This window comes from Elusimicrobia bacterium HGW-Elusimicrobia-1 (genome assembly GCA_002841695.1).
Classification (GTDB): Bacteria; Elusimicrobiota; Endomicrobiia; order PHAN01; family PHAN01; genus PHAN01.
The window spans coordinates 39,980-64,286 of sequence record PHAN01000005.1 but is presented as its reverse complement, the minus strand read 5'-3'; the positions used below and the strand labels follow the sequence as shown (position 1 = coordinate 64,286).

Annotated in this window: 22 protein-coding genes, 1 tRNA gene and 1 pseudogene; 19 read left to right on the top strand and 5 right to left on the bottom strand. The window is 50.8% G+C overall.

Translation table 11 applies throughout. The annotated features are described in order from the left end of the window. The first annotated feature begins 42 nt into the window (after positions 1–42). The 9 genes from CVU77_04545 to hemL are packed head-to-tail and all read left to right on the top strand — an operon-like array spanning position 43 to position 8,560. Complete coding sequence (locus CVU77_04545; GenBank protein ID PKN01560.1) at positions 43–276, top strand: sulfurtransferase TusA family protein; 234 nt, start codon at positions 43–45, stop codon at positions 274–276. A gap of 3 nt (positions 277–279) precedes the next feature. Next, positions 280–507: a hypothetical protein gene (locus tag CVU77_04540; protein PKN01559.1), complete on the top strand. Its 228-nt coding sequence runs from the start codon at positions 280–282 to the stop codon at positions 505–507. Next, positions 504–1,247: a phosphoadenylyl-sulfate reductase gene (locus tag CVU77_04535; protein PKN01558.1), complete on the top strand. Its 744-nt coding sequence runs from the start codon at positions 504–506 to the stop codon at positions 1,245–1,247. Before CVU77_04540 ends, CVU77_04535 begins: the two co-directional genes overlap by 4 nt. 2 nt (positions 1,248–1,249) lie before the next feature. Continuing rightward, entirely contained in the window at positions 1,250–2,131 is an 882-nt protein-coding gene (locus CVU77_04530) for a sulfate adenylyltransferase (protein ID PKN01557.1), read from the top strand. Between the two features lie 10 nt (positions 2,132–2,141). Continuing rightward, positions 2,142–3,938, top strand: coding sequence for an adenylyl-sulfate kinase (locus CVU77_04525; GenBank protein PKN01595.1), 1,797 nt, complete (start codon positions 2,142–2,144; stop codon positions 3,936–3,938). After that, entirely contained in the window at positions 3,935–4,381 is a 447-nt protein-coding gene (locus tag CVU77_04520; protein PKN01556.1) for a hypothetical protein, read from the top strand. Before CVU77_04525 ends, CVU77_04520 begins: the two co-directional genes overlap by 4 nt. 10 nt (positions 4,382–4,391) lie before the next feature. Beyond that, positions 4,392–6,347, top strand: coding sequence for a hypothetical protein (locus CVU77_04515; GenBank protein PKN01555.1), 1,956 nt, complete (start codon positions 4,392–4,394; stop codon positions 6,345–6,347). Continuing rightward, positions 6,316–7,257, top strand: a complete 942-nt coding sequence (locus CVU77_04510; GenBank protein ID PKN01554.1) for a porphobilinogen synthase — start codon at positions 6,316–6,318, stop codon at positions 7,255–7,257. Before CVU77_04515 ends, CVU77_04510 begins: the two co-directional genes overlap by 32 nt. A 7-nt stretch (positions 7,258–7,264) precedes the next feature. Further along, positions 7,265–8,560: a glutamate-1-semialdehyde-2,1-aminomutase gene (hemL, locus tag CVU77_04505; GenBank protein PKN01553.1), complete on the top strand. Its 1,296-nt coding sequence runs from the start codon at positions 7,265–7,267 to the stop codon at positions 8,558–8,560. A gap of 215 nt (positions 8,561–8,775) precedes the next feature. Here the strand turns inward: hemL and CVU77_04500 are convergent, their stop codons facing one another. Continuing rightward, positions 8,776–9,039: a hypothetical protein gene (locus CVU77_04500; protein PKN01552.1), complete on the bottom strand. Its 264-nt coding sequence runs from the start codon at positions 9,037–9,039 to the stop codon at positions 8,776–8,778. A gap of 157 nt (positions 9,040–9,196) precedes the next feature. Between CVU77_04500 and CVU77_04495 the strand changes: the two genes are divergently transcribed. Together CVU77_04495 and CVU77_04490 are read left to right on the top strand one after the other, a co-directional pair. Further along, positions 9,197–9,268: transfer RNA gene (locus CVU77_04495), tRNA-Asn, on the top strand. Continuing rightward, positions 9,245–9,643: a hypothetical protein gene (locus tag CVU77_04490; GenBank protein PKN01551.1), complete on the top strand. Its 399-nt coding sequence runs from the start codon at positions 9,245–9,247 to the stop codon at positions 9,641–9,643. The genes CVU77_04495 and CVU77_04490 overlap by 24 nt, the downstream gene beginning before the upstream one ends. 828 nt (positions 9,644–10,471) lie before the next feature. Here CVU77_04490 and CVU77_04485 read toward each other — a convergent pair. The 4 genes and pseudogenes from CVU77_04485 to CVU77_04470 all read right to left on the bottom strand — a co-directional run bounded on the left by CVU77_04485 (position 10,472) and on the right by CVU77_04470 (position 13,965). After that, positions 10,472–10,939, bottom strand: a pseudogene (locus CVU77_04485) (hypothetical protein). Between the two features lie 87 nt (positions 10,940–11,026). Continuing rightward, a complete protein-coding gene (locus CVU77_04480) occupies positions 11,027–11,707 on the bottom strand; it encodes a hypothetical protein (protein PKN01550.1) in 681 nt (226 codons plus the stop codon). A gap of 250 nt (positions 11,708–11,957) precedes the next feature. Next, positions 11,958–12,410 carry a hypothetical protein gene (locus CVU77_04475; GenBank protein ID PKN01549.1) on the bottom strand — a complete coding sequence of 151 codons (453 nt, stop codon included), beginning with the start codon at positions 12,408–12,410 and terminating at the stop codon, positions 11,958–11,960. A gap of 205 nt (positions 12,411–12,615) precedes the next feature. Then, positions 12,616–13,965 carry a hypothetical protein gene (locus CVU77_04470; protein PKN01548.1) on the bottom strand — a complete coding sequence of 450 codons (1,350 nt, stop codon included), beginning with the start codon at positions 13,963–13,965 and terminating at the stop codon, positions 12,616–12,618. Between the two features lie 182 nt (positions 13,966–14,147). On the opposite strand from CVU77_04470, the gene CVU77_04465 reads away from it, so the two are divergent. The 8 genes from CVU77_04465 to CVU77_04430 all read left to right on the top strand — a co-directional run bounded on the left by CVU77_04465 (position 14,148) and on the right by CVU77_04430 (position 24,283). Further along, the gene (locus CVU77_04465; protein ID PKN01547.1) at positions 14,148–16,052 is read left to right on the top strand and encodes a hypothetical protein; all 1,905 of its coding nucleotides are present in this window, start codon (positions 14,148–14,150) and stop codon (positions 16,050–16,052) included. 600 nt (positions 16,053–16,652) lie between these two features. Further along, positions 16,653–17,417 carry a hypothetical protein gene (locus CVU77_04460; GenBank protein ID PKN01546.1) on the top strand — a complete coding sequence of 255 codons (765 nt, stop codon included), beginning with the start codon at positions 16,653–16,655 and terminating at the stop codon, positions 17,415–17,417. Between the two features lie 203 nt (positions 17,418–17,620). Further along, on the top strand, positions 17,621–17,842 hold the full coding sequence (locus tag CVU77_04455; GenBank protein ID PKN01545.1) for a hypothetical protein: 222 nt from the start codon (positions 17,621–17,623) through the stop codon (positions 17,840–17,842). A gap of 158 nt (positions 17,843–18,000) precedes the next feature. Continuing rightward, the gene (locus CVU77_04450; protein PKN01544.1) at positions 18,001–18,195 is read left to right on the top strand and encodes a hypothetical protein; all 195 of its coding nucleotides are present in this window, start codon (positions 18,001–18,003) and stop codon (positions 18,193–18,195) included. A 40-nt stretch (positions 18,196–18,235) separates the two neighbouring features. Next, positions 18,236–19,126, top strand: a complete 891-nt coding sequence (locus tag CVU77_04445) for a hypothetical protein (protein ID PKN01543.1) — start codon at positions 18,236–18,238, stop codon at positions 19,124–19,126. A gap of 23 nt (positions 19,127–19,149) precedes the next feature. Continuing rightward, a complete protein-coding gene (locus tag CVU77_04440) occupies positions 19,150–19,881 on the top strand; it encodes a hypothetical protein (GenBank protein PKN01542.1) in 732 nt (243 codons plus the stop codon). Between the two features lie 599 nt (positions 19,882–20,480). Continuing rightward, on the top strand, positions 20,481–23,387 hold the full coding sequence (locus CVU77_04435) for a hypothetical protein (GenBank protein ID PKN01541.1): 2,907 nt from the start codon (positions 20,481–20,483) through the stop codon (positions 23,385–23,387). After that, entirely contained in the window at positions 23,384–24,283 is a 900-nt protein-coding gene (locus tag CVU77_04430; protein PKN01540.1) for a hypothetical protein, read from the top strand. Before CVU77_04435 ends, CVU77_04430 begins: the two co-directional genes overlap by 4 nt. Positions 24,284–24,307: the final 24 nt, after the last annotated feature.

Here is a 24,307-nt window from a genome sequence, read left to right as displayed (position 1 = left end):
TCACCAAACACTGACCACTTTCATGTTTCCGGAGGTTACAAAATGGAATCAAAACTCAAAAAATCGCTGGATTTAAGGGGCGTCGCCTGCCCGATGAACTTCGTAAAAACGAAAATCGCGCTGGCCGCTCTTCAAAAAGACGAACTGCTGGAAGTTATTCTCGACGAGGGAGAGCCCGCGGCTAACGTCCCCCGCAGTGTCGAGGGCGAGGGCCACATCATCGTCGAGGAACAGGATTCGGGCTCGACGGTAAAAATCGTGATAAAAAAGGGTTGATATATGATAGAAGAAAGAAAGCGCAGCGTTTTTAAGGCGTTCTCCCATCGCGCCGTCAGCACTTTATACACGACCGCCATCACTTTTGCCATTACGGGCAGAATAAGGGTGGCGATTTCGGTAGGGCTCGTCGAGATATTCACAAAGCCGCTATTGTATTATATCCACGAGCGGGTGTGGGATAAAATAAAATTCGGGCGCAGGATAAGACCGATAGATTACAATATATGAACAAGAGCGATGTCGAATCTCTCGCAACGGAAATAAGAGACAAATCCGCCGAAGTTATCGTTTCGTGGGCGATAGAAAAGTTCGGGCGGGATTCGGTCGCTCTGGCCACGAGTTTCGGCGCCGAGGACCAGGCGCTTACGGATATGCTCGCGAAAGCCGGCAAAAATGCGCGGATATTCACGCTCGATACGGGGCGTTTGCCCATCGAGACCTTCGATACTCTGGATGCGACACAGAGACGTTATTCGATAAATATCGAAATCGTGCGGCCGGACCCGGCTTCCGTCGAAAAAATGATAACGGAGCACGGCGAAAATCTGTTTTATGAAAGTCCCGAAAAAAGGAAACTCTGCTGCCGCGTGAGGAAAGTCGAACCTCTTGAGAAAAAACTGAAAAACCTCAAAGCGTGGATATGCGGATTGAGGAAAGAACAGTCAAACAGCAGGGAACTGATTCAAAAAATCGAGTGGGACGAAAACTTCGGACTCTTTAAGGTTAATCCGCTGGCCGACTGGTCCGGCGATGACGTGTGGAATTACATCAAAAAAAACGATGTCCCCTACAACAAACTCCGCGACAGGGGCTATACAAGCATCGGCTGCGCGCCCTGCACAAGAGCGGTAAAACCCGGCGAGGATTTCCGAGCCGGACGGTGGTGGTGGGAAACGTCCGGCGCGGCCAAGGAATGCGGGTTGCACGCGGGCAACGCGTCGACGGAAAAAATGAAACGGAGCGATTGAATATGGATAATCTCGACAGATTGGAATCGCAAAGCGTTTATATATTGCGCGAGGCGTACAGAAACTTCAAAAATCTGTGCATGCTTTGGTCCATCGGCAAGGATTCCACCGTGCTTTTGTGGCTTGCCAGAAAAGCGTTTTTCGGACACGTGCCGCTGCCGCTCGTTCACATAGACACTCATTATAAAATTCCTGAGATGATAATCTATCGGGATCGTCTGGCCGTTGAGTGGGGGCTGGACATGATTTACGGACAGAATAAGGCCGCGCTCGACGCAAAACTGACTTTTCCCGACGGAAATACCGACCGAATCGCCTGCTGCAGGAACCTTAAAAGCGAAGCGCTCAAACACACGCTTTCCGGCGACTGGCCGCGTTACAGAATGGACCATAACTTAAAAAAATATGCGCCCGACGAAAATAAAGAGCCCTACACCGGCGTTATAGCCGGCGTGCGCGCCGACGAGGAAGGCAGCCGTTCAAAGGAGAGATATTTTTCGCCCAGGGACGAAAATAACGAGTGGGACGTCGGAGACCAGCCGCCGGAGTTCTGGAACCAGTACAAGACGGATTTTGCGCCCGGGACTCACGTGCGCATTCATCCGTTGCTCGACTGGACGGAACTTAATATCTGGGAATACATAGACAGAGAAAAAATACCGGTCGTGTCGCTTTATTTCGATGATGGCACCGGGCACCGCTACCGGTCGCTCGGATGCGCTCCGTGCACGAAACCGGTGGCTTCGCGGGCGCGCAATCCCCGCGATATCGTCGAAGAACTGCGCACGGGGCAATTCGTCAATATAGCCGAGAGATCGGGCAGGGAGCAGGACAAAGAAGACGGCGGCGGTCTTGAAACTCTTCGCCGCGACGGATATATGTAAAGGAAAAAATATGTCAAACATCGCCAGAGAGCGTATGAATATAGTTATAGTGGGTCACGTAGACCACGGCAAGAGCACGGTAATAGGGCGGCTTCTGGCCGATACGGGCTCTTTGCCCGACGGAAAACTCGATCAGGTCAAAGAAATGTGCCGCCGGAACTCACGGCCTTTCGAGTACGCTTTTCTTCTGGACGCCCTCAAAGACGAACGCTCGCAGGGGATTACCATAGACACCGCCCGGAGTTTTTTTAAGACGGAAAAAAGAGATTATATTATAATAGACGCTCCCGGCCACATCGAGTTTCTTAAAAATATGATAACAGGAGCCGCCCGCGCCGAAGCCGCGTTGCTCGTGATAGACGCCCGCGAAGGAATACAGGAAAACTCCAAGCGTCACGGCCACATGGTTTCGATGCTCGGAGTCCGGCAGGTTTCGGTGCTCGTCAATAAAATGGATTTGGTCGGATACGACGAAAAGGTATTTAACGAAATACGCGATGAGTACTCCGCATTTCTTGCGCGCATAAATGTATCTCCCACGGGCTTCATTCCCATCAGCGCCAGAGAGGGGCATAATATCGCGTCGCTCTCGAAACATATGCCGTGGCATACCGGCCCGACCGTCCTGAAGCAGCTTGATTTGTTCGAGTGTGCCGGGGACATCGCCGGCAGGCCGTTTCGTTTTCCGGTGCAGGATGTTTACAAGTTCACGCGCGGCGGCGATGACAGGAGAATCGTCGCGGGCACGGTGGATTCGGGTTCGGTTTCCGTCGGAGACGAGGTAATTTTTCTGCCGTCGCGCAAGAAGACATTCATAAAATCCGCGGAGGTGTTCAACGCTCCGGCCAAAACTTCGGCTCGCGCGCTCGAGGCCGCGGGCTTTACGCTTGCGACCCAGATATACATCCGCCCGGGCGACATCATGGCGAAGGCCGTCGAGCGGCAGCCGCAGGTCGGATCCAGATTCAAGGCGAACATATTCTGGGTCGGCCGCGCTCCGATGATAAAAGACAAAAACTACAAACTAAAACTCGCTACGGCCAACGCCGCCGTGCGGCTTGCCGAGGTAGTCCAGGTCATAGACGCTTCGGACTTGAGCACGATAGCCGGCAAACAGCAGGTGGACCGTCACGACGTGGCGGAATGCGTGCTTGAAACGTCGAAGCCGCTGGCCTTCGATGCGGCGGCGGAAAACGAAGGCACCGGCAGATTCGTCATCGTAGACAATTACGAAATCGCCGGCGGTGGCGTTATCGTCGAAAATTACACGTCCGAAGATTCGATACTCAAGCGACATGTCCGTGAGCGCGAGGGTATCTGGGAAAAGGGTTTGATATCGCCCGAACGGCGAGAACAGCGGCAAAAACACAAATCAAAGTTCATAGTAATAACGGGCGGCGCCGGTGTCGGGAAAAGAGATATGGCCAAAGCGCTTGAAAAAGAACTTTTTGTGCGCGAGTATAACGCCTATTATCTCGGCATGGCGAATATTCATAAAGGCCTCGATGCTGATATAGCGGGCGACCCCGACGAGCGCGTCCGTCGCCTGGGGGAACTCGCCCGCATAATGACCGACGCCGGTATGATATTTATAACGACCGTTGACGACGCCGACGATTACGACGTCGAGAAACTCAAATTCCTCAACGAACCCCACGAAATACTCGTAATAAACGTCGGCGAAAATAATTTCGACCGGTACCCCGTCGACCTTGAAATTCCGGCGCGGAAAAATCCGGAGGCGGCCGTCTCCGGCATTTTGAAACTGCTTAAGGCCAAAGATATAATTCTTGAATACTACTTATGAAGTTTCTCCCTGTGGCGCTGAATATCGCCGGAAAAAAAATACTGGTTGTCGGCGGCGGGACCGTCGCCCGTCAGAAGATAAAAACGCTTAAGCGATTTACGAAAAACATTGTCGTCGTGGCGCCTTACATTCTCGGCGAAATACGCCGCGCTGCGGCTGAGTGCCGTCTGAGGCCGTTTGTGAACCGTGATTTAGACGGCGCGGCGCTCGTATATGCCTGCACCAACGACGGCGAGCTCAATACCGCGGTCGCCGCCGCCGCCCGCAAAAGGAAAATCCTTGCCAACGTCGCCGACGATCCGGCGAACTGCGATTTTATATCGCCGGCGATATATAAAACGGGTCGCGTGAGCGTGGCCGTGTCCTCCGACGGAAAAAACGTAAAAAAATCCGTGGCGACGAGAAACGCCGTCAAAGAATATCTCCGGCGCCGCGCGCGTTAAACCATCCCCGATGCTAAAACCGGCAATCAAAATCATCACGAGAAAAAGCCCGCTGGCTCTCGCTCAAACGCGGGAAGTATCCGGATGTTTCCCCGCCCTGCCGCATAAAATTATTGCCGTGGACACTATCGGCGACAAGAATAAAAAAATACCTTTATCCTCGTCAAAAGTGCCGGATGATTTTTTTACGCGCGAGCTTGACACTGCGGTTTTTTCCGGCCGCGCCGACGTCGCCGTTCATTCCGCCAAAGATGTGCCGTTCCGTCTCAGAGACGGTATTGAGATAATTGCGCTCACGCGAGGGCGCGACTCGTCGGATTCTCTCGTGTCGCGCGGAAATCTCACCTTAAGAAAACTTCCCCGGAATGCCAAAATCGGCGCGAGTTCGGCTTCGCGAAAAGAACAGTTGCTCGGAATACGACCGGATTTGAAAGTCGTTTCCGCGCGGGGAACCATCGAGGAGAGATTGTCTCTCGTCGACAAAGGCATACTGGACGCTCTTGTCGTCGCGACCTGCGCGCTGGAGCGGCTCGGTTTGGCGGCGAAAGCGGCGGAGAAATTACCGTTTGAGACGCATCCGTTGCAGGGTATGCTGGCCGTCGTCGCAAAAAAGACGCGCGCCGACCTTAAAGCGCTTTTCGGCAAAATAGACGCTCGGACGACTTGGGGCAAGGTATACATAATCGGCGCGGGTTGTGGCGGACGCGACCTTCTCACTATCCGGTCGAAAAACATTCTTGAACATGCGGGCGTGATATTTTACGACGACCTCATAGATAAAGAAATGCTCGACGAATATCGCTGCCGGAAGGTTTACGTCGGCAAGAGGAAGGGGAAATATATCTTGTCGCAGGACGAGATAAACGCCATGCTTCATACGGCGGCGACGGCTAAAAGACAGGTTGTCGCCCGGCTTAAGGGCGGCGACCCCTTCATATTCGGACGAGGCGGCGAGGAATATTTATATCTCAGAGAACGTCATGTCGACGTTGAAATCGTTCCGGGAGTCACGTCCGCCCAATGCGCGGCAGCGTCTTGCGGGGCGCCGCTGACTATGCGCGGCATAAGTCGCAGCGTAAATTTTTTAAGCGGTCATCATGCGAAAAATATTCTGACCCGACCGATAGGGAAAGAAGCCGAAACAATCGTTTTTTATATGGCGGCGTCGAATATAGGCGAAGTGAAAAACTCGCTGATAAAACGCGGATTCGACGGCGATACTCCCGTTGCTCTTGTGCACAAGGCGGATTTTCCCGACGAAAAAGTGACGGTGACTGACATAAAAAATATGGCTTCGGCACGGCAAAAATCACCACTTACGGTTATCGTCGGCAAAACCGCGGGGATGTCCGTCAGCCGCGACAAGATTCTTTTTACAGGGCTTGATCCGTATGAGTGTTTCGTTCCCGGACGGCTGATAAATTATCCTTTGATAGAAACCCGGCCGGTCGCTTTCGACGCGGATATGAGCGCCTATGACGGAATAGTTTTTACAAGTCGCTCGGCGGTGAGATTTTTTTGTGCCGTCAAAATTATACCCGACGATATCGCAGTCATCAGCATAGGACGTCATACGTCGAAGGAATTATCAAAGGCCGGATATTCCGTCGATAAGGAGTCGCCATTTCCCGACTCTGACGTCCTTGCGGTGGCGATGAAAAAATCCGGCCTTAAAAAAATACTCTACCCCTGTTCCGACTTGTCCCATAACGCAATCCATAAACTGCCTTTCGTCGAGAAAAAAGTGGTGTATAATACAATACTAAAGCGCCGTCCCCGGATGAATCTCGGGTCTTTCTCGGGCGTGGTATTCAGCAGTTCTTCGACGGTGGACGCATTTTTCAAAATATATAAAAAAATCCCGCGGCATCTCGTCATTTATGTTTATGGCCGGCATACGGCCGAAAAATTATCTCAAAGAGGTTACACAGCAAATGTTCAAACGGTTCCGCCCCCGCAGGATTGACGAAGACACGCGGCTGCGCCACAGAGAGACCTTCCTTAAGAGAAAAGATTTCATCTGGCCGGTTTTCCTTGTGCGCGGCAAGAACTTATCGATGGAAATTTCGTCGATGTCGGGCGTTTTCAGGTATTCCGTCGACCGTTTGCTCGACGAACTGCCGCTTTTGGCCGAGAATGGTTTGAAGGCGATTCTGTTGTTCGGCGTCCCGTCGGAAAAAGGGATAGTGCAGGCGTATTCGCCCGATGGTATTGTGCAGAAAGCCGTCCCTTTGATAAAGAAATACCATCCTTTGCTTGAAGTCATAACCGATGTGTGTCTTTGCTCCTACACGTCCGACGGTCACTGCCATACAGGCGACAACGACGGGACGTGCGAAGTCCTTGCCGAAATCGCGTTGAGCCACGCCCGCGCCGGCGCCGACGTCGTGGCGCCGTCGGATATGATGGACGGCCGGGTGCACTACATCAAAAAAGCTCTGACGGCAAACGGTTTAGGCGGCGTGAAAATAATGTCGTACGCCGCCAAATACGCGTCTAATTTTTACGGGCCGTTTCGAGTGGCCGCCGCTTGCGCGCCGAAATCCGGCGACAGAAAAAGTTATCAGATGGATCCTGCCAACGTCGACGAAGCGATGGATGAAATCGCCGCCGACGTCGATGAGGGCGCCGACAGCGTTATAATAAAACCGGCCCTGAGTTATCTCGACGTCATAGCCAAAGCCCGCGCGCGTTTTAAGATACCCATAGCGGCTTATAACGTTTCGGGCGAATATCAGATGCTGCGCCGCGCCGTCGACGAGAACCTCGTCCGCGCGGATATCATCCATGAGGTTTTAACGTCAATAAAACGCGCCGGCGCCGACAGAATAATATCCTATTTTACGCCGGAGGTATTGGGCAAATTAAGGGACTGAAAGATTTATGCGAAACTCAACGGCACGAAGAATAGTCGCAAAATCAAAATCGGCATTTCGGGATGCGCTAAAATATATACCCGGCGGAGTGAACAGCCCCGTCAGAGCTTTCACGAGTGTCGGCGGGAATCCTCTGTTTGTCAAAAAAGCGCGCGGCGCCGAGCTTACCGACGTCGACGGTAACGCGTATACGGATTATTGCATGTCATGGGGCGTTCACATACTCGGACATAATGCCGCGAATGTCAATCGTGCCGTGCGTCGGGATTTGGAAAACGGCTCGTCGTATGGCGCGCCGACCACGCTTGAAACCGAATTGGCAAAGTTAATAACCGGCGCGGTTCCTTCGATAGAGAAAATACGTTTCGTGAATTCCGGCACGGAAGCCGCTATGAGCGCGATACGTTTGGCCAGGGCTTTCACCAAGAGAAACATAATTTTGAAATTCGACGGATGTTACCACGGTCACGCCGACCATCTTCTTGTTTCCGGCGGTTCGGGTTTGAGCGATTTGCCCCGAAGTTCTTCCGCCGGAGTTCCTCGGGATTTCGTGGGACTGACACTGAGCGTTCCGTTCAATTCTTGCCGGGCAGTCAGGGATGCCTTCGCCCGCAACAAAGGTAAAATAGCGGCCGTTATCGTCGAACCGGTGCCGGCCAATATGGGTGTAGTGACGCCTCGCGACGGTTTTCTCGAATTTTTGAGGAGAATGACCCGCTCCGACGGAACTCTTTTGATATTCGACGAGGTTATCACTGGATTTCGCCTGGGCCCCGCGGGCGCGCAGGGTTATTACGGTATAACTCCGGACATAACTTGTCTTGGAAAAATCATAGGAGGGGGGCTGCCCGTCGGAGCTTTCGGAGCGGCCGGCGATATAATGGAAATGCTCGCTCCGTCGGGGCCGGTGTATCAGGCGGGAACGCTTTCGGGCAATCCGCTCGCGATGTCGGCGGGGATAGCCGTATTAAGGTCAATATTGAAAAATGATTTTTATAAGACCTTAAACACCTCCGCCGGAGATTTCGCGCGAGAATTAAAGGCGATAGCGCGAAAAAATTATCTGTCGTTCAACTCCGCGGGTTCAATGTTCTCTTTGTTCTTTTCGAGAGATGAAGTGTACGACTATGCCGGTCTTAAAAAATGCGATCTAAAACTTTTCGCGGCGTTTCATAAAAATATGCTCGACGAAGGAATATACTTATCGCCGGCGCAGGGGGAAGCGAATTTTATTTCGGCGGTTCATGCGCCCGCTATTCTTGAGCGGACGCTTCGCGCATTCTCGCGCGCTCTGAGTTGTTGATGGGTTGTTCCGACCCGCGGTAGCCGGTATGACAAAATTATCAAAGGCCGAATTTTTTGTCTGTCAGCCACGGAAACTCGGTCGTTCAAATAACCGGAACCTCAGGGTACGAGCGCAAAACTTTTCCTGAGGCGTTGCTCACCCGCCGCGCCTTCATTAAAACTTATCTTTAATTTAAAAAAATATCCGACTTCGGCGGCCATGAGCCGTTACTTTCACAGGGTTGAAATCTGCGCCGCCCTGAATATAATCAGAAGAAGACGCATTCTCAAGATGTTTTCGTTTTCGGCGCCGTATCTTTCTATGAAATAAAAAAAGACGAAACGCTCGGCGGTAGCGGAAAAGCCAAAGCCGGTCCGATTGTGGGCGGCTATATCTTGCGAAGTCCCTGCCGCGATTGAGATATTGCGCCTACGGCACTTGCCGTTCCCCGCGTTTTTTTGTAGAATAACGCTGTCAATTTGAACAGGCCGCACCATAAGTATGCGACAAAATCTGTAAAAAATCTGTAATCATCGCAAAAGCAGGTCGTTTTCAGGAGACGTCGCAAAAATCAGAAAATGCCTTTAAACCGGTCGCCCGAAACGGTTTCTCCGACGGAAAAACCGCAGCGCGGCCGTTATCGTCTCAACTAATTCCCCGGTAGCTCAATGGTGGAGCATGCGACTGTTAATCGCAGGGCTGGTGGTTCGAGTCCACCCCGGGGAGTATTACTGGACTCTCGGCGTACATCCTCTCGATTTTCTCTATATTTTCAGGCGAATTATCAGGTTCGAGCGCGCCTGGAATTTTTTTAACCCCGGACGAGATTTTTTCCATAATTTCGAGGGGTTTTTCCATTTTTACCGTCAGAGATTTATTCTTCAGCGCCAGGTTCGAGCCAAGCGCCGACATTATCCTGCGCATAGTGTCGGTATCGCCCGTCTCAAAGGATTTCCTGGCGTCCCGCGCAAAATCAAAAATCCTCTCGGCCGCCTCAAGCCACTTGTCGACATTGTGAAAATTGTCGTTCATCAGTTCTTCGACCCGCAGTTTCTCTTTCACGAGATCGCCTTTCCTTGCGACGAACTCCTCGGCGTTTAATTCCCCGGCCGCTCTCATATCGATAATCCCCGATATTTTTTTGTTGCACTCCTCCATCCGTCTTTTCAAATCCGAAAGCATTCCGTTTCTGGCCTCGGTCTCCTGACGGTTGTGTCTGCGCAGCCGCTTCATCGCCCACCGGTGGAACACTTCCGGTATCTCTATGCTTTCAAGCACGTCGACCGCCTGTTGCCTCAAATCCTCCGCCCTGAGCCATCCGCGCTGCGAGCAGGCGGGATTTTTCTTGTGCGTGCAGCCGTAGTAGACATAGGTGCGGATTTTCGGGTTTTTCATATCTTCGACGGCGGTATGACAGCGGGGACAGATTGTGGCCGTTTTGCCTGAGAACTTGAAACGGCACTCGGAGCATATTATATGGCACTTTTTATCGGCGACGATAGTCGAGCCGCACTCGCCGCAGGTCACCATGCCGGTGAAGGGGAAGAAATATTTTTGCGGACGGGGTTTGCCTTTGCGCCCCAGGCGTATCTGTATGGTGTCGAACTCGTTTGCGGTTATCATCGGTTTGTGTTTGCCCGTATACCACGTGCCGCTTCCCTGGGGATATTCGAAAATGCCCATATAAAACGGGTCGGTGAATATCCTGTAAATGGAGCTTCTGCATATCGGATGACCGTTCCGCATGCGCAGGCCCCATTTGTCGGTGACGATTGTAAGAATTTGAGGCGGAGTGTATGCGCCCGAAAGCATCAGGTCGAACATTTTTCTAACAAGGTCGAAACGCTCCGGGTCGACTTTTATTTCACGCTTTCCTTTATCGTTGGGGCGGTCGTTGAGATAACCTATCGGCGCGACGGTGGGATACCAGCCGTTCTCGGCTTTCGTTTTAAGCCCGCGCTTAACGTTGATGCCTTTGTTGTCGTTCTCGAGTTTTGCCGCGCTGCAAAGCATGCTGAGCAAAAATTTGTCATTGGGAGTGTTGATGAACACCGACGACGGCGTGCGTATTTCAAGAAGTTTGCCGATGTCCATAAGATGTATCAGTTCCGCCGCGTCCAGCGCGTTTCTTGAAAGACGGTCGGGGTGCCACGAGAGTATGCCCATACCGTCGCTCTTTCTGATTTGTTTGAGCATTTCTTTGAAGACGGGCCGCTCTCCGGGCATCTTCGCCGATTTTGATTCCGGCGGCAGGTCGGCGAATTCGAGTTTTTCGCGCTGGGCGAGTTTGGTTAGTTCTGAGTTTTGCGATTCTATCGAAAGCACCTGCTGGTCGTCGCTCTCGGTCGACTTGCGGATGTACTTGAGGTAGATGATTTTCTTATCGGTGATGCCCATGTCGTTAGCTCCTTTTCGGCGGTGTTTTTTGTGCAAACAGAATTAACACTCTGACCGCTATTTTCTATTGGCGGACGCCTCCGTTTTTTAAGCTCCTTTTAAGTTATCCCAAATCTCGTCGATCTTTTGAAGCTCGTTCTCGACGGCCGAGACGCTGATCAAATGCGCATCTCTGAAATCCTCTTTGTACAAGAGCATTCTCGCCACTGCCCGTCTGTTTTTATCGTCCATCCGCACCAATTCCGCCGCCGTCATAAGACGCAGAGAATACGGTACTATCTCCGAGTCCAGCAAGCGCTTGGTTATACTGCGAGCGAGTCGATGAACGCCATCCATGCCTAACGCCCGGCCACACTCGCAGACGAGATAACGCCCCTTTGCGATACCGTCGCCGGCCAGAACCGAACGGTAACGGCTTATCCAAAGTTCGTGGGCTTTGACGAGGCAACTCATCAGGGGAAACCGGACTGTTCGCGACAAACACTTACTGTCGCCGGGGTAGAGCGCGAGATACCATTTTCCCGTGCCGCCGCGCCGAGTTATACTGCCTCGGCGGCCACGGAGACGCAGATTCGGAAGGGTTGTTGGCCTGAGCATATGGCAGGATAACAAACCCACCAGAAGCAGATCCCTGCACGACACGGCTTTTTGGACTTCCGTCGCTCCGGTTTCAATCTCCTCGTAAAGCTTCACGAGCATTCCCTTGATTTTTTCAAGGGATACGACCGGTTTAAACGGCGACCGGCTTAAAGCTTTGATAGTACGCATACTTTGCCTCCTTGCGGGCTTTCAATGGCGCCCAATATATATAATAAACCGGAGACGGCCATTCGTCAACTTCCGGATAGTTTTTTTATGGTCGTATCCCCGGGCGTTTCGTCATTGAGCCGCGGAGACAGATATACCGCCTCGTATAAGTTCAACAGCCGGCTTGCGAGCCGGTAAGCGTCCTCGTCGGACAAATCCCGCCCGTAGCGGGTTTTGTAGATTTCTTTGAATTCGGTAATGTCCGCGGGACTTAGTTTAGGCATTGCGTTTTCTGAGCCAGTCCATAAAAGATTTTCTTTCGACAAACCAAATGTCCCCGATTTTTTTTGCCCCCAATGTATCCGGTTAGTTGCGTAATGTCATAGTCGACCGCTTCGAGTAATATTTTTACGGCTTCCTTATAATTTGTGGTTTTTTGCGGTTTATTTTCTTCTGCCCACTTGTTAATATAAGTTTCCAAAATGCTTTTGCGGCGTTTTGCCGTAAACGATTGAGTTTTAACCGTGTCGTTCCCGTTTGTGATTATGTTGCAGGCATCCCCCGCGGGCAGACTATTTGAAGCACAATTTATGTCTGAGGTTTGGTTGATTGCCACAACAGGGCAGAGTATCTGTGGTTTGGTTGCGGTTTTCGCGCGAATATTTCGTTTTTTAGCGCAGTCCGCTTTTTTGGTGTAGAGAGTGGGGTCGGATAATGTGTCCATGGCTTTGCGTAGCATGGGCACATTAAATCAGATAATGAGTGCTTTTTTTTGAAGTTTGGCTATTTTGGACGACGCAGGTGTATCTATTGTTGTAGATATTCGACGAAGGGTACCGGCGGGGATGGTGTTATTTTGGGGATTTTGGGATACAGTTTATAAATCGGGCGTTGTTTCTGGGGGATTTCGCGAGTTTAAAACGGGGAATTTATTTTTTCAGGGAGAGTTTGCAGCCATATCTACGAGTAAGAGCAAGTATACGTTTTGCTTCTTCAAGAGATCTTATTTCGATGAGATCATCGCTGAGTTTTTGATTGGGCGTTAATCTGAGGTCTTCTTTTTTGTATTTTAGGGCCAAACATTTTGATATTGCGCGTTGCAGGGCGTATACAATTTCATAGACATTATGTTGATATATGTTCTTCCCGGGTTTTTGGGGTGGCAACCCTATTCTTTTCGCCAACTCGGTCGCCGGATGGTATGTATTTTGGTGTTGGTATAAAAAAGACAGCAGATTTATGTGGTTTTTGTTCAAAGGACTTTCGGTCTTTTGATTTTTCCGTGGCGAAAACTTTTGTATTTCTACGCCCTCAAATTTAATGCGATTATGGTATATGGTCAGACTATATGTTTCCGGCGCTTCCGGGATAGCCGCTATAACATGTTGTTCCAGATGAACGGGGTCCATATATTCCGGACACTTTTGTTTTAGGGCATCTTCCAATTGCTTCTGCCCACCTGATTTCCAAAAAATATCGAACGCTTCGCCTATGCCCGCTTTCCAATTGACGTTATCAGGGTATTGAAAACGTGTTGAACCATTTGGTCCGATATGGCAGATGACAACGGGTGCCACTATGCTTGTGCCGGGAGGAAAAACCTCAACCTCATACTTGCTGTGGTGTGCGACAATCTTGAATTTGTCTGTGTCGGGATTCCAAATCGTGTAACAGTGAAGAGGTTTATTCCCCAATAGAGGGCTGACAAGTTTTTGTAACGGCTCGGCGCAGAGGAATTCCAACCGATATTTTTTGTCGAAGTTTATTTTGTTCCGTAGTTTTATGCCGGCTATGGGGTATACTTTTTCTTGTTTGTCGGGCAATAAACCGGCATTCTGCAGAATGGAAATATTGGTTGTGTGGGGATCAAGAAAGCCATATCTCCCCAGACGACTTTTTTGCGCGCTACTGTAATCGCCATCTCCTTCGATGGCGTCGCCTACCAAGTTTCTGACAGGCGCATCTATAATGAATAAAACGCGCGACTTTGTATTTTTTCCGCCGCCCGATATGGACGAGAGCACATCTTCGTAGTTTTTCCGCAGCAGTAATTTTGCGACATTGAAGTCGGAATCGAGCAATATATATTTGTAATTCAGTTTTTTTAGCCACGCCACTTTTACTTTGTCGAGAGTCGTGGCATCCGTCATTTTATCAAGTCGGATAAGCTGTCTTCCCCGCTTTTTCGTTACCTTTCTTAATGCTGTCCTAAAAGTTTTTTCGCTTATGACAAGAAACCTGCCCTTTTTGTTGCGCCAGTAATTCTGGAAATTAAACAAACTTTCATATAAGGTCGGTGAGTTCATAAAGTACCCCGCTGTTACAATATAAATATTTCGGGAGCCGCTGTGCCCCCGACATTGCTCATTATAATAAAGTAGTGCGAGTGAAAAAAACCGGCTGACGCCATACAAGTGTCCGCCGGTTTTTATTTTTAAAACCGTACAAACGGGAGGTAAAAATGTACCAGCAACAGCAAGCAGCCGTATCGACGGAAAATCTTTTGCGCAACTCGGACTATGCGCGAAACATGAAGGAAGTCGTGGAAAAGTGGGCGAAGGGCAACGCGGGTAAGCGTGTGGTTAATTATCGCAGCGCCGTGGAGCGGATATTGTGCGAGACGGACTACGATATCGGTTCCATCGATAGGGAAATGATGAAAAATCTGTGGAAAAAGTTCGGCTGGTCGGACAGAAATATCTGGCCGTTGACCGCTTGGAACAGTTTTTGTCGTTTCGGCGCGGCTTTGTCGCCGGATGCGTTTCCGCCCTCGTGCATCATCCAAAAAGAACGACAAGGACTCGCGGCGCTGCCGCCGCAAATGGCGCATGAGATAGAAGATATCCTTGCGGCGCATGTCGTTCGCACGACCGGCTCGAAAATAAAGAAACAATCGCAGAGACAGATACTGCGCAGTTTTGAAGCATTCCGGGACTTTGTGGTTAAAAACGAGCCCGCGAGGTCGGTGAGCGCGCTGTCGGATTTTACGGGTGACGACGCGCAGAAATTCTGCGACATTCTCGTAAAGACCGGCGCGAGTCCGTTTACTTCCCGTAAAATAAGCCCGAATGCCATCGCCGCGATTTTAATAAATTTGCGGCGCGTCTTCAAGATGGGTCTGAGGCAGAGGAAACTCGGCGGCAACATATTCCAAGGGCTCGCCATCGAAAAGTATAAAACCGCGAAGCGCGAGTTTTGTCTGACGAAAGAGCAGGTCGAAAAACTCAGGACAGTCGGCGTCGATAGTTGTGAGAGTATGAAACTGGCGAAAAGATTTGAGCAAATCAGGGATAATGCCATGGTCTCGACCCAGTATGAGCCGGCCTTGCGGAGCGAAGACACGGTTTATCTTTGTTGGGAAGATTTGCCCGCGCATGAAAGATCCAAAGCGAATGTGGGGCCCGTGGTAGTGCGCGGCGGAAAAAGTCGCCCCGATCAACATGAAGACAGGATCTACATCCCATTGAACAGATTGGATGCGGATTTATACCGTTGGAAAAAGATATCGCAGGAATACTGTGCGGCAAAGGGTATCGTTCCGCCTGTGATAACGGTAAATGGGCGCGAATATCATCCCATATTTTTTTCCAAAACGGGCAAACCGCTCTCGCCGGCATCGTATAGCCATATCTTCTCGAGGCAATTGAAAAAGGCCGGGATATCTCTGCCCAAGGGATATAAGACGCATATCATCCGTCATTCACGGATCACTCATTGGGTTGACGAAGGAATGGCATTTGAAAAGGTTCACGAGAACGCCCGTCATGCCGACTTGGACGAGACGTGGAGATATTTCCACAGCAATGCCTCCAAGAGAATCGAGGCGGTGGAAAAATTATACGGCTTGGACAAAGATAGCCGCGCTATGAGGTCGGAAGCGTTGCCCAAATCCGCGATATTGCGGACGATAATCGAGATTGTTATCAATTCCGTTCGGGGCGAAAAACGGTTCGACAGCGAACCGTTAGGCGTCGCAATCACGGAAATTGAAAAAGCGATCAGGGCGAATTGTGTGGACTGCGTGCCGGCTGCGCAATGCTATACCTACCGCGAAGTAATGGATAAATGGGGAATCGGCAGAACTCAGACCTACGAGAGGATGAGGACACTCGAGCATATGGGGCTGGTCACGCCCATGGCGCGGTCGAACAAAAAAATCGTGTATCTCAAAGAAGAGATAGACCGCATCAATGCTCTTGTCGATTCCCGAAAAGCATCCGTTGCTTTCGGGTATAAAGAAAAAGTGCCCACCACCATCCCCGGTTTGGTTCAAAAGGGGATGGTAAAATCCACCAAGATAGGCAAGCTTCATTTCTTTGAACCGGACGAATTGGTAGAGCATTTTTACGAGAAAAATCGCAAATAAACGCGTTTTTTCGTTCGCTTTACGCAGTTATTTTGTTCGGTTTACGCAGTAAAATCCCACCAAATCCGGCAAACCCTCAAATACAGCGTTATTTGGGGGTTTGCCATCAAAAGATCAGGAGGTTCTTTTGATGGCAAAAATCCCATAAAATTGGAGGTGTTTTCCGACGAGAAAGAGGCTTAAAAACCGCCTTGGTGGTTTTGGGGGGTGTTCGCTTTACGCAGTAAAAAGTGGGGTGTGGGGGTATTTGGCGAATTCGCCACCGAAACACCGTAAATAGGGGTGATATATACAGTTTGGGGCAGTCCTGAGAGATATACGGTGTTCTGGGTGAAAAGGGTGGCCAAGGGGGCGAATTCCGCGACTCTGCGGCCATATTTTTGAGTTGAAACGGAGGTGATACATGGAGTAATTGCCAAGTAATAAAGCCATCGGTAGGCGTGCGCCTGCCTGTGGCAGTAGTCACAATCGAAGTCCATAAAAAGCGCACAGCACAATAACCCGCTGGTCGGGGCTAACATTCGGAGCTCTTGGGAAAAATCTCAAGTCCGAAACCCCGGGCCGGCGGGCTTTTTTATTTCAAAAAAAAAGGAGGCAGCAATGGATTTTAAAAAGTATTTCGCGGCGGCGTCGAACGCCCCGCAGATTTCGTCCGCCGATGTGGCGGAGATTTTATCAAGCGGCCATCCCGACGGCGAGGAAAAAGTTGCAAGGAGTTACCAGCGGCTTGTTTGCTCTGTCGTCCGGAAGTGGCGGCGCAACGCCGGACGATACGGCATCGACGTTATGGATCTTGTGCAGGACGGTAACAGGGGTTTACTTCTGGCGATGCGCAGTTACGACGCCGCCAAGGGCGTGCCGTTCGCGGCGTGGGCGTGGAACTACATCAAGAGTTACGTCGAGAAAGAGTTTTACGCGCAGTTGTCGGTAGGCCGCCTGGCCGGCAAGAAACTCGTCGCGCAGCATCAGAAAAATAAGGAACGCGACGCTGCCCTCGGCAGAACCACCGAGCCGCTTGATATCCGCCCCGAAGTCCCGTTCTCGGCTATGACGGCGTGCGGCGACGGCGTGGATAATGACGGCGGCGAAAAATGCGTTTGCTTCGAAGACGCGCTTTTCGATTCTCCGACGGAGCGGTGGAAAGGCGAACTCAAAGCGGCCAATATTCTCAAGGTTTTGGCGAAGGCCGACGGCGCGATTCATCCGCGCGCCAAAAAAATCGTCGAGATGCGCTTTGGCGTCGGAGAATTCGCCGCATCCGGCCCGAGGTCTTTTTCGGAAGTGGCGGAGTCGCTCCGTATTCCGAGAGGAAGCGTGCGGAAAATCGGAATCAAAGCGCTCGCATATTTGAGAGCGGCTTTCTGATTTTGGCAACCGCTCCGCCGATTTCGATTTATTAAATAGTTTGACGGCGTGGAAAAGGAGCGCCCGCAATATAAGAAAATGACACGGCGCGACACAGGGCGATGATTTTCGATCGCCCGTCGCCGCCGGAGGAGGTTTTGAGACGGAAGTTCTGATGCCGTCAAGCGCAAGAGCTTGGCGGGAAAATCAAAGGAGGCAGGCAGATGAACGAAAACATTCAGGCGCTCCGGAGCAAACGCTTTTATGAGTTGCGCTCTATACTTGTGCGCTCGCGCAACATCGTCGGCGACGAAGAAATCGAAGACGCTATGTGCGAGGCGCTCGGAACGTCCGGACTGGAGTGCGTCACCGTCGAAGAGATTGAGAAAGCCATCGCCCGGGAGGAACATTATTTGACAGCGCGCCGGGCCGGCAGTTTTTCGTAATCCGGCATAAAGTCGCCACAGAAGTTGCCGAAGCGCTCGCGGCGATTTATTATAGATAGTGTGGGGGCGGTGGGCAGGGGTTCATCCCCGGTCAGAGCGACACCGCCCCCCAATCTTAAATCCAAAGTCATTGTGACGCGCATCATCGTGGAAAAATTATGGACAGCAAAAAGACAAGGCCGTATATCGCGTCGGCGTCGGAGGATATCAAAAGAGAAATGGCCTCAGGCGCGAGGTTTTTCGACGGGAATACCGGAGAGGAAATCCGGGACCCCGAGGCGGTGATCGACAAAATCATATTTAACGAGACGTTGACGATAAAAATCGGCGGCAAGCCGCCGTCGCTTCATTAAATCGTTTTTCATTTCGACAATAAAAAAAGGAGAACGCACAATGCCTTTCAAAGTATTGGCTCACGCCAACACGTACAATCCGCCGCCCGGCCCCGTCTACGGCGCGTCTTATCTGGCCAATGAGACGATAAAGAATATCGCCGGGCGTTATGACATCCGCGTGGTCGCGCATTGCGGCGATTGCAGCGCCGGCGCCGACGAGTACCAAATGCAGCACTGCGCGGTTACCTCGCTGATACGTCCGCTTCTCGCCGAGGGCAGGCATTACCTGATCATTAACGGCAAGAATGCCTTGCGGAGCGCCGACTCGGCCGACGTAATCCAGAACGACCACTTCGGATTATTAAGAGACAACGACCTCTGGAAGAACTTGAGATACTACCCCGAATGCGCGTCGGAAACGCTGGAGTTTTCCGACGGACAAAAACTCCGGATTATCGCGCTGCCTTACTTGTCGACGTGGATGTTCGCGGCAGGCCGCCCGATAAGAAGCTATCTGGAGATGTCCGCCGCCGCGTCGGAACACGTTCAAAATAAACTTGCCGAGGCGCTGTCCGCCGACGATCCCGCCGTTCCGCTTCTCGTGATTTATCACGGAGCCGTAAGCGTCGGGGGAGCGCAGGCGTGCTCCGTCGGCGCGATAGTTCCGGGTTACGACGTCAGAATCCCGATTGAGATGTTTCCCAGGAGGGCCAATGTCGCCGTCGTCGCGGGCCACGCTTCGAGGTACGGCGTCTTATCGCGAATCAAGCCCATGGTCGTTTATGCGGGCTTCACCGTCCCAACCATATTTGACACGGAAAACACGGGCGTGGCGCTGCTTAATTTCGACGGGACTTCGTGGTCTCACGAGTTTATGCCGGTGGATACCGTCGAATCTCACACGGTGGAAATCAATATCGGCGATTTGAATAACCGGCGCCGGACATAATCTATCCGCGCCGGAGAAAACGATTGAAACTCTCCGACGGAAAATCCCAAGCCCTCGCGGTCGCTACCCCGCCGCCGCGGGGGCAAAAGTATCGGAGGAAAAAAATGACCGACAAAGAAAAAAACTCGCGAGCCGACGAGAAACAGATAATCGAGCAGGCGCTCGACATTATGCTGGACAACCCGAAAATAGCAAAGGACGCGGACTGCCTTGTCATGCTATTTTGGGCGGCTTCAAGTTGTTCCACTCCCGGACATCCGATAGAAGTCATCAAAGACGAGCATCTTCGCAAAATCCCGGCCAGGACGCTGATTCGACTTTGCGACAAATATATATCGCAAGAGGGCGTCGTCGCAGAAAGCGTCCGGCTCAATCTCGACCTTGTGGTTCAATCCGTCGCGCCGATGCTCGTTGCGTGTCCCGGCATTTGTGCAGCGGAGTCGATACGGAAAATAATCCTCGCCGACCGTCTCAACAAGGGGCAGAGCGAATGCAAAAAGATAATGGATCATCTCGGGCTTGCGAGCCCTTCGGGCTGTGTTTCTTGGATGGACAATGCGGCCGTGAATCTCTCAAAGATTCCGAAGAACTTATGGCGCGACACGATTTTTTTTGTTCTTGAACTTTTTGAGGAGACGCCGCTCTGCGTTCTTGAGCAGCGTTGCGAGGGCTTTGCGAAGAAGTTGGACGAGGCGTTCAAAGAGGCGGGAAAAGAAAATATCGGCGGAAATGACGATAAATCCGTCGGCAAGTGATTAGGCGGAGACGAGTGGAAAATAACGGCGGGCGGCGCCAATACAAATGCGATATTCAACGCTTGACTTGAAAAACGAAAACTTGTATCATTGCTTCGGACCTCTTCGCCGAGGCCCGTCGGGGAGAATAAAATCCCGGGCGGAAAACGGACGAAGCGGAAATAACACATCCCATATAAGCGATGCGCCCCCAATCGCACGCTTACATACGAGCGACTATAGGGATAGTGTCTGTCTTTCATTTAGCCAGGCGCTATTCTTCCAATTCGGTCGCTCGTATTCGGATGAATATGTCGCCTGGCTCTTTTTTTGGCCGGGCAAAGGATACAGCGGGGACAAAACAGGTTTTTCGACGATAAGTTAACTTAAACATCCATAGGAAGCGAGCCGCAAAATCTTAAAAAAGAATTGCGGCGGCGTTTCCACGAGCGACTATGGAAAACATAAATCAGAAACAAGGGCATACCGTTTTTTGCCTCCGGCAATCGACCGGATTGGCGCGACATTTGTCACGAGCGACTCGCGCGCAATCCGGTTTTTTTATTTTACGCAGACGCTGTTGAAAAACGGTGCGAATGCCGTAATGGCGGACCAAAATCATGGGAATAAAAAACAGATTATTTATTATCGGATTAACGATTTCTCTTATATGCGTAGTTTCTTTGCGTACGGGAAACGCCCAGCAAAAAACTCAGCGCGACTTTAAGTCCGAGCGTCCGTTATATGCGCCCGACGAAGTAATCGTCATCTACAAATCCCATATGGGCGAGGGTCAAATAAAATCTTTCCATTCATCAAAGGATATGCGCGAGGTGGACGCTTTTTTCGTATCGAACAAAAAAGACAAGAAAGCGCGCAAAATCAAAATCAAGAAGAACACCACCGTCGAAGAAACGATTGAAGAATTAAAAAAGAATCCGAACGTCGAGTACGCCCAGCCGAATTATATCCGTTATTTCAATGCTACTCCCAATGATACACATTTCGGACAACTCTGGGGGCTTCATAACACCGGCCAAAGCGTGAACGGTGTTTCAGGCACTTCCGACGCCGACATAGACGCTCCCGAGGCATGGGACATTGTAACCGGCTCAAATACTGTAATCGTCGCCGTGATAGATACGGGCGTTGCGATAAATCACCCCGATCTTGCCGCCAATATATGGGTAAATCCCGGAGAGATTGCCGGCAATGGCGTTGACGACGACGGTAACGGACTTGTGGACGATGTTCGCGGTTGGGATTTTTTTGACGGCGACAACGACCCGACCGGGTTTTATACCCACGGCACGCATGTGGCAGGCACAATAGGCGCGGTCGGGAATAACGGTTCGGGAATAACCGGAGTGTGTTGGAACATAAAACTGATGCCGCTTAAAATCAGCGGTGTGGAGGCGTTCGCAACCGACGATAAAATCATACAGTCGATAAATTATGCGGCGGCGAAAGGCGCGAGAATTATCAACGCGAGTTGGGCCGGTTACGGCGGTTCTAACGGCGACTTGCTTTATCAGGCGATTCAGTCGGCGGGCGCTGCCGGGGTTTTGTTTGTGGCCGCAGCGGGCAATGAGGCGAATAACAATGATACAAAACCCTCGTATCCCGCCAGTTATAATCTCGGTTGCATCATTTCCGTGGCTGCCACGGACCAAAACGATGCCTTGGCGAGTTTTTCGAATTACGGCGCGACAAGCGTGGACGTAGCCGCGCCGGGCGTAAATATCTACAGTACTATCCCGACTTACAGTTATGGAGCGCCGACTACGTTGTATTCCAAAAATTTTGATTCCGATACCGTCGGGCAGGTCCCTTCAGGGTGGGTGAGAGGCGGCACAAACAGCAGTTGGGCAATAACCAACTCGGTATCCGCTTCCGCACCGAACAGTTTGACAGATAGCCCCGGCGGGAATTATGTAAATAACACGAACTCTTGGGTATGTTACAATTCCACCTTTACCTATGTTAAAAACAGCAGGTACATGCTTAATTTCAAAGTAAGATACGAACTTGAAAATGGATATGATGCTTTATCGTTGATGTATTCGGTTGATAAAACAAGCTGGTCTTGGTTTGGTTATCTAACCGGCTCGTCAGGTGGAAGTTTTGCGTTTATAGGTTCAACGATAACTTCTTTGGTTGAGCGCGGAAATTATTTCGGTTTCGGGCTTTATTCTGATTATTCAGGCACGTTTGACGGAGTATATATAGATGATTTTAATATTACCCGAGAGCCGATGTCCGTCGCTTCTTACGATTATGTTTATAATGACGGCACATCTATGGCCGCTCCTCATGTGGCTGGAATTGCAGGGCTTTTACTGGCAAAAAAATCTGACCTGTCAGTTGAACAGTTAAAAGCATTAATATTAAACGGTGTGGATACCAAGGCATCATTATCCGGCAAAGTGGTTACAGGCGGCAGAGTAAATGCTTATAAATCACTTTACAATTTTCCTCCGACATTATCATGGACAGGCGAGACAAATTATGTTTCTGACGGTTTACACCTTGAAACGGGTGATACTTCAACAACATTTACTTACCGTGTAAAATACACAGACGCAGATAACGATGCACCTTTAAGCGGCTATCCCAAGGTCTATATAAAAAGAGGCGGAGTCAACATTTCCGGCAGTCCGTTCACGATGACTGCATCCGACAGTAATGCATATTCTTCTGGCAGGGGATATACATATTCAACGACAGTTTCTACCGGAACCGACTACACATATTATTTTGAAGCATATGATGTATGGAATAGTTCTGCTAATGGAAACCCAACTGCCGCTATTGCTGCGCCTGTAATAAATGTTGCTCCGACATTATCATGGACAGGTGATGGTAATTATATCACGCCCGGGTGCAGCCCCGCAATTGCCGGGCCCGGTACAGAATTCGTATTCAGAGTTAAATACACAGACGCTAACAACGATGCCCCCGCAAGTGGCTATCCCCATGTCTATATAAAAAGAGGCGGAATCAACATTTCCGGCAGCCCTTTTACGATGTCGGATGCCTCCGATGATGCTACGCCTTATAACACCGGCAGAAACTATGAATACGCGACAAAATTGCCGCCGTGGCGCGGGTACACGCATTATTTTGAGGCATACGACGTGCATAATGCAAGCGCGAGCGGCGCGCCCACGGTAGAAGCGGACTCGCCCGATGTTTGGGACGAGGGGCTTGTATTAACGGAACCGGGTAATGTAAAGATGGGCTACAGCGGCGAGGGAATAGACAGGGGCTATTTCAATCCCGCGACAGGCGGGGCAGTCAAAATAAATTTCAACGCGGAGAACTCCGGATCCGTCGAAGTGAAAATATTCTCATCGAACGGCCGCCTCGTAAAGACAATATCGAAAGAAGCCGTGGGAGGTGTTTCGGATTGTTTCATTTGGGACGGGAGAAACGACTCCGGCGAGGCGGTCGCTTCGGGGATATATGTGATAAAGTTGGAAGGCCCGGGATTGAACAGGACTCGAAAAATATGCGTAATGAAATGAAAAAATATCCGGCGGTTGTAGCGGCCGTTTTATTCGGGGGCGTTTTCGCCGCTCCGCTCTTTGGCGCTTCATCGGCGTATTTTTTGACGAGACCGCCGTCGGCGAGAGCGGCCGCCCTCGGCGACGCCTTCGGCGCGATAGAAGACGATGTGTCGGGCGTAAAGTATAATCCCGGCTCGCTTTCCACGCTTACTCATCGGCAACTTGCGGTTATGTACAACAAAGGTTTCGCCGATGACACCCACGCTAATGTGACGGGCGGTATGCCGTTTAAATCCGGAGTGGCAGGGTTTTCTCTGGATTACTATGACGCAGGTTCGCTGGAGTTTTTCGACTCGGCATGGAACGAAAAGACCGTGTCGGCCGAGCGGAACTTTGCGCTCGGAGTTTCTTACGGACGAAAATTATCATTTTGCGGAAGAGAGATAAACGCCGGCGCGACGCTCAAATATGTCTCGTCCACGCTCGTCGAATATAAAACCGCTACCGCCATCGCCGCAGATTTCGGCGCCCTTTATTCGTTTGAGAATGCGCCCGTAACTTGTGGATTATCGTTTCTCAATATCGGTACTCCGTTAAAATACATCTCGGAGGGAGACCCCCTGCCGGCTTCCGCAAGGTTATCGGGACGCTATCAGTTCGAGAATTACTTCGTAATAACCGACGCGAGTTATTTGATCTTCGATAAAGTAGTCGTTCCGTCGGTAGGCGTGGAATATGCCTTGAAAAACATCGCCGCGTTGAGATGCGGCTATAAGTTTAACTCCGACGTGGAGGGATTGTCTTTCGGCGTCGGGTCAAGAGTGAAAAATTTCGGTATCAATTATTCTTTCGGACTGAATAAAATCCTCGGGAACAGCCATTTAATCTCGATCACTATGTATTTTCCGCGCTGATGCTTCGAAGTGTATTTATCAAAT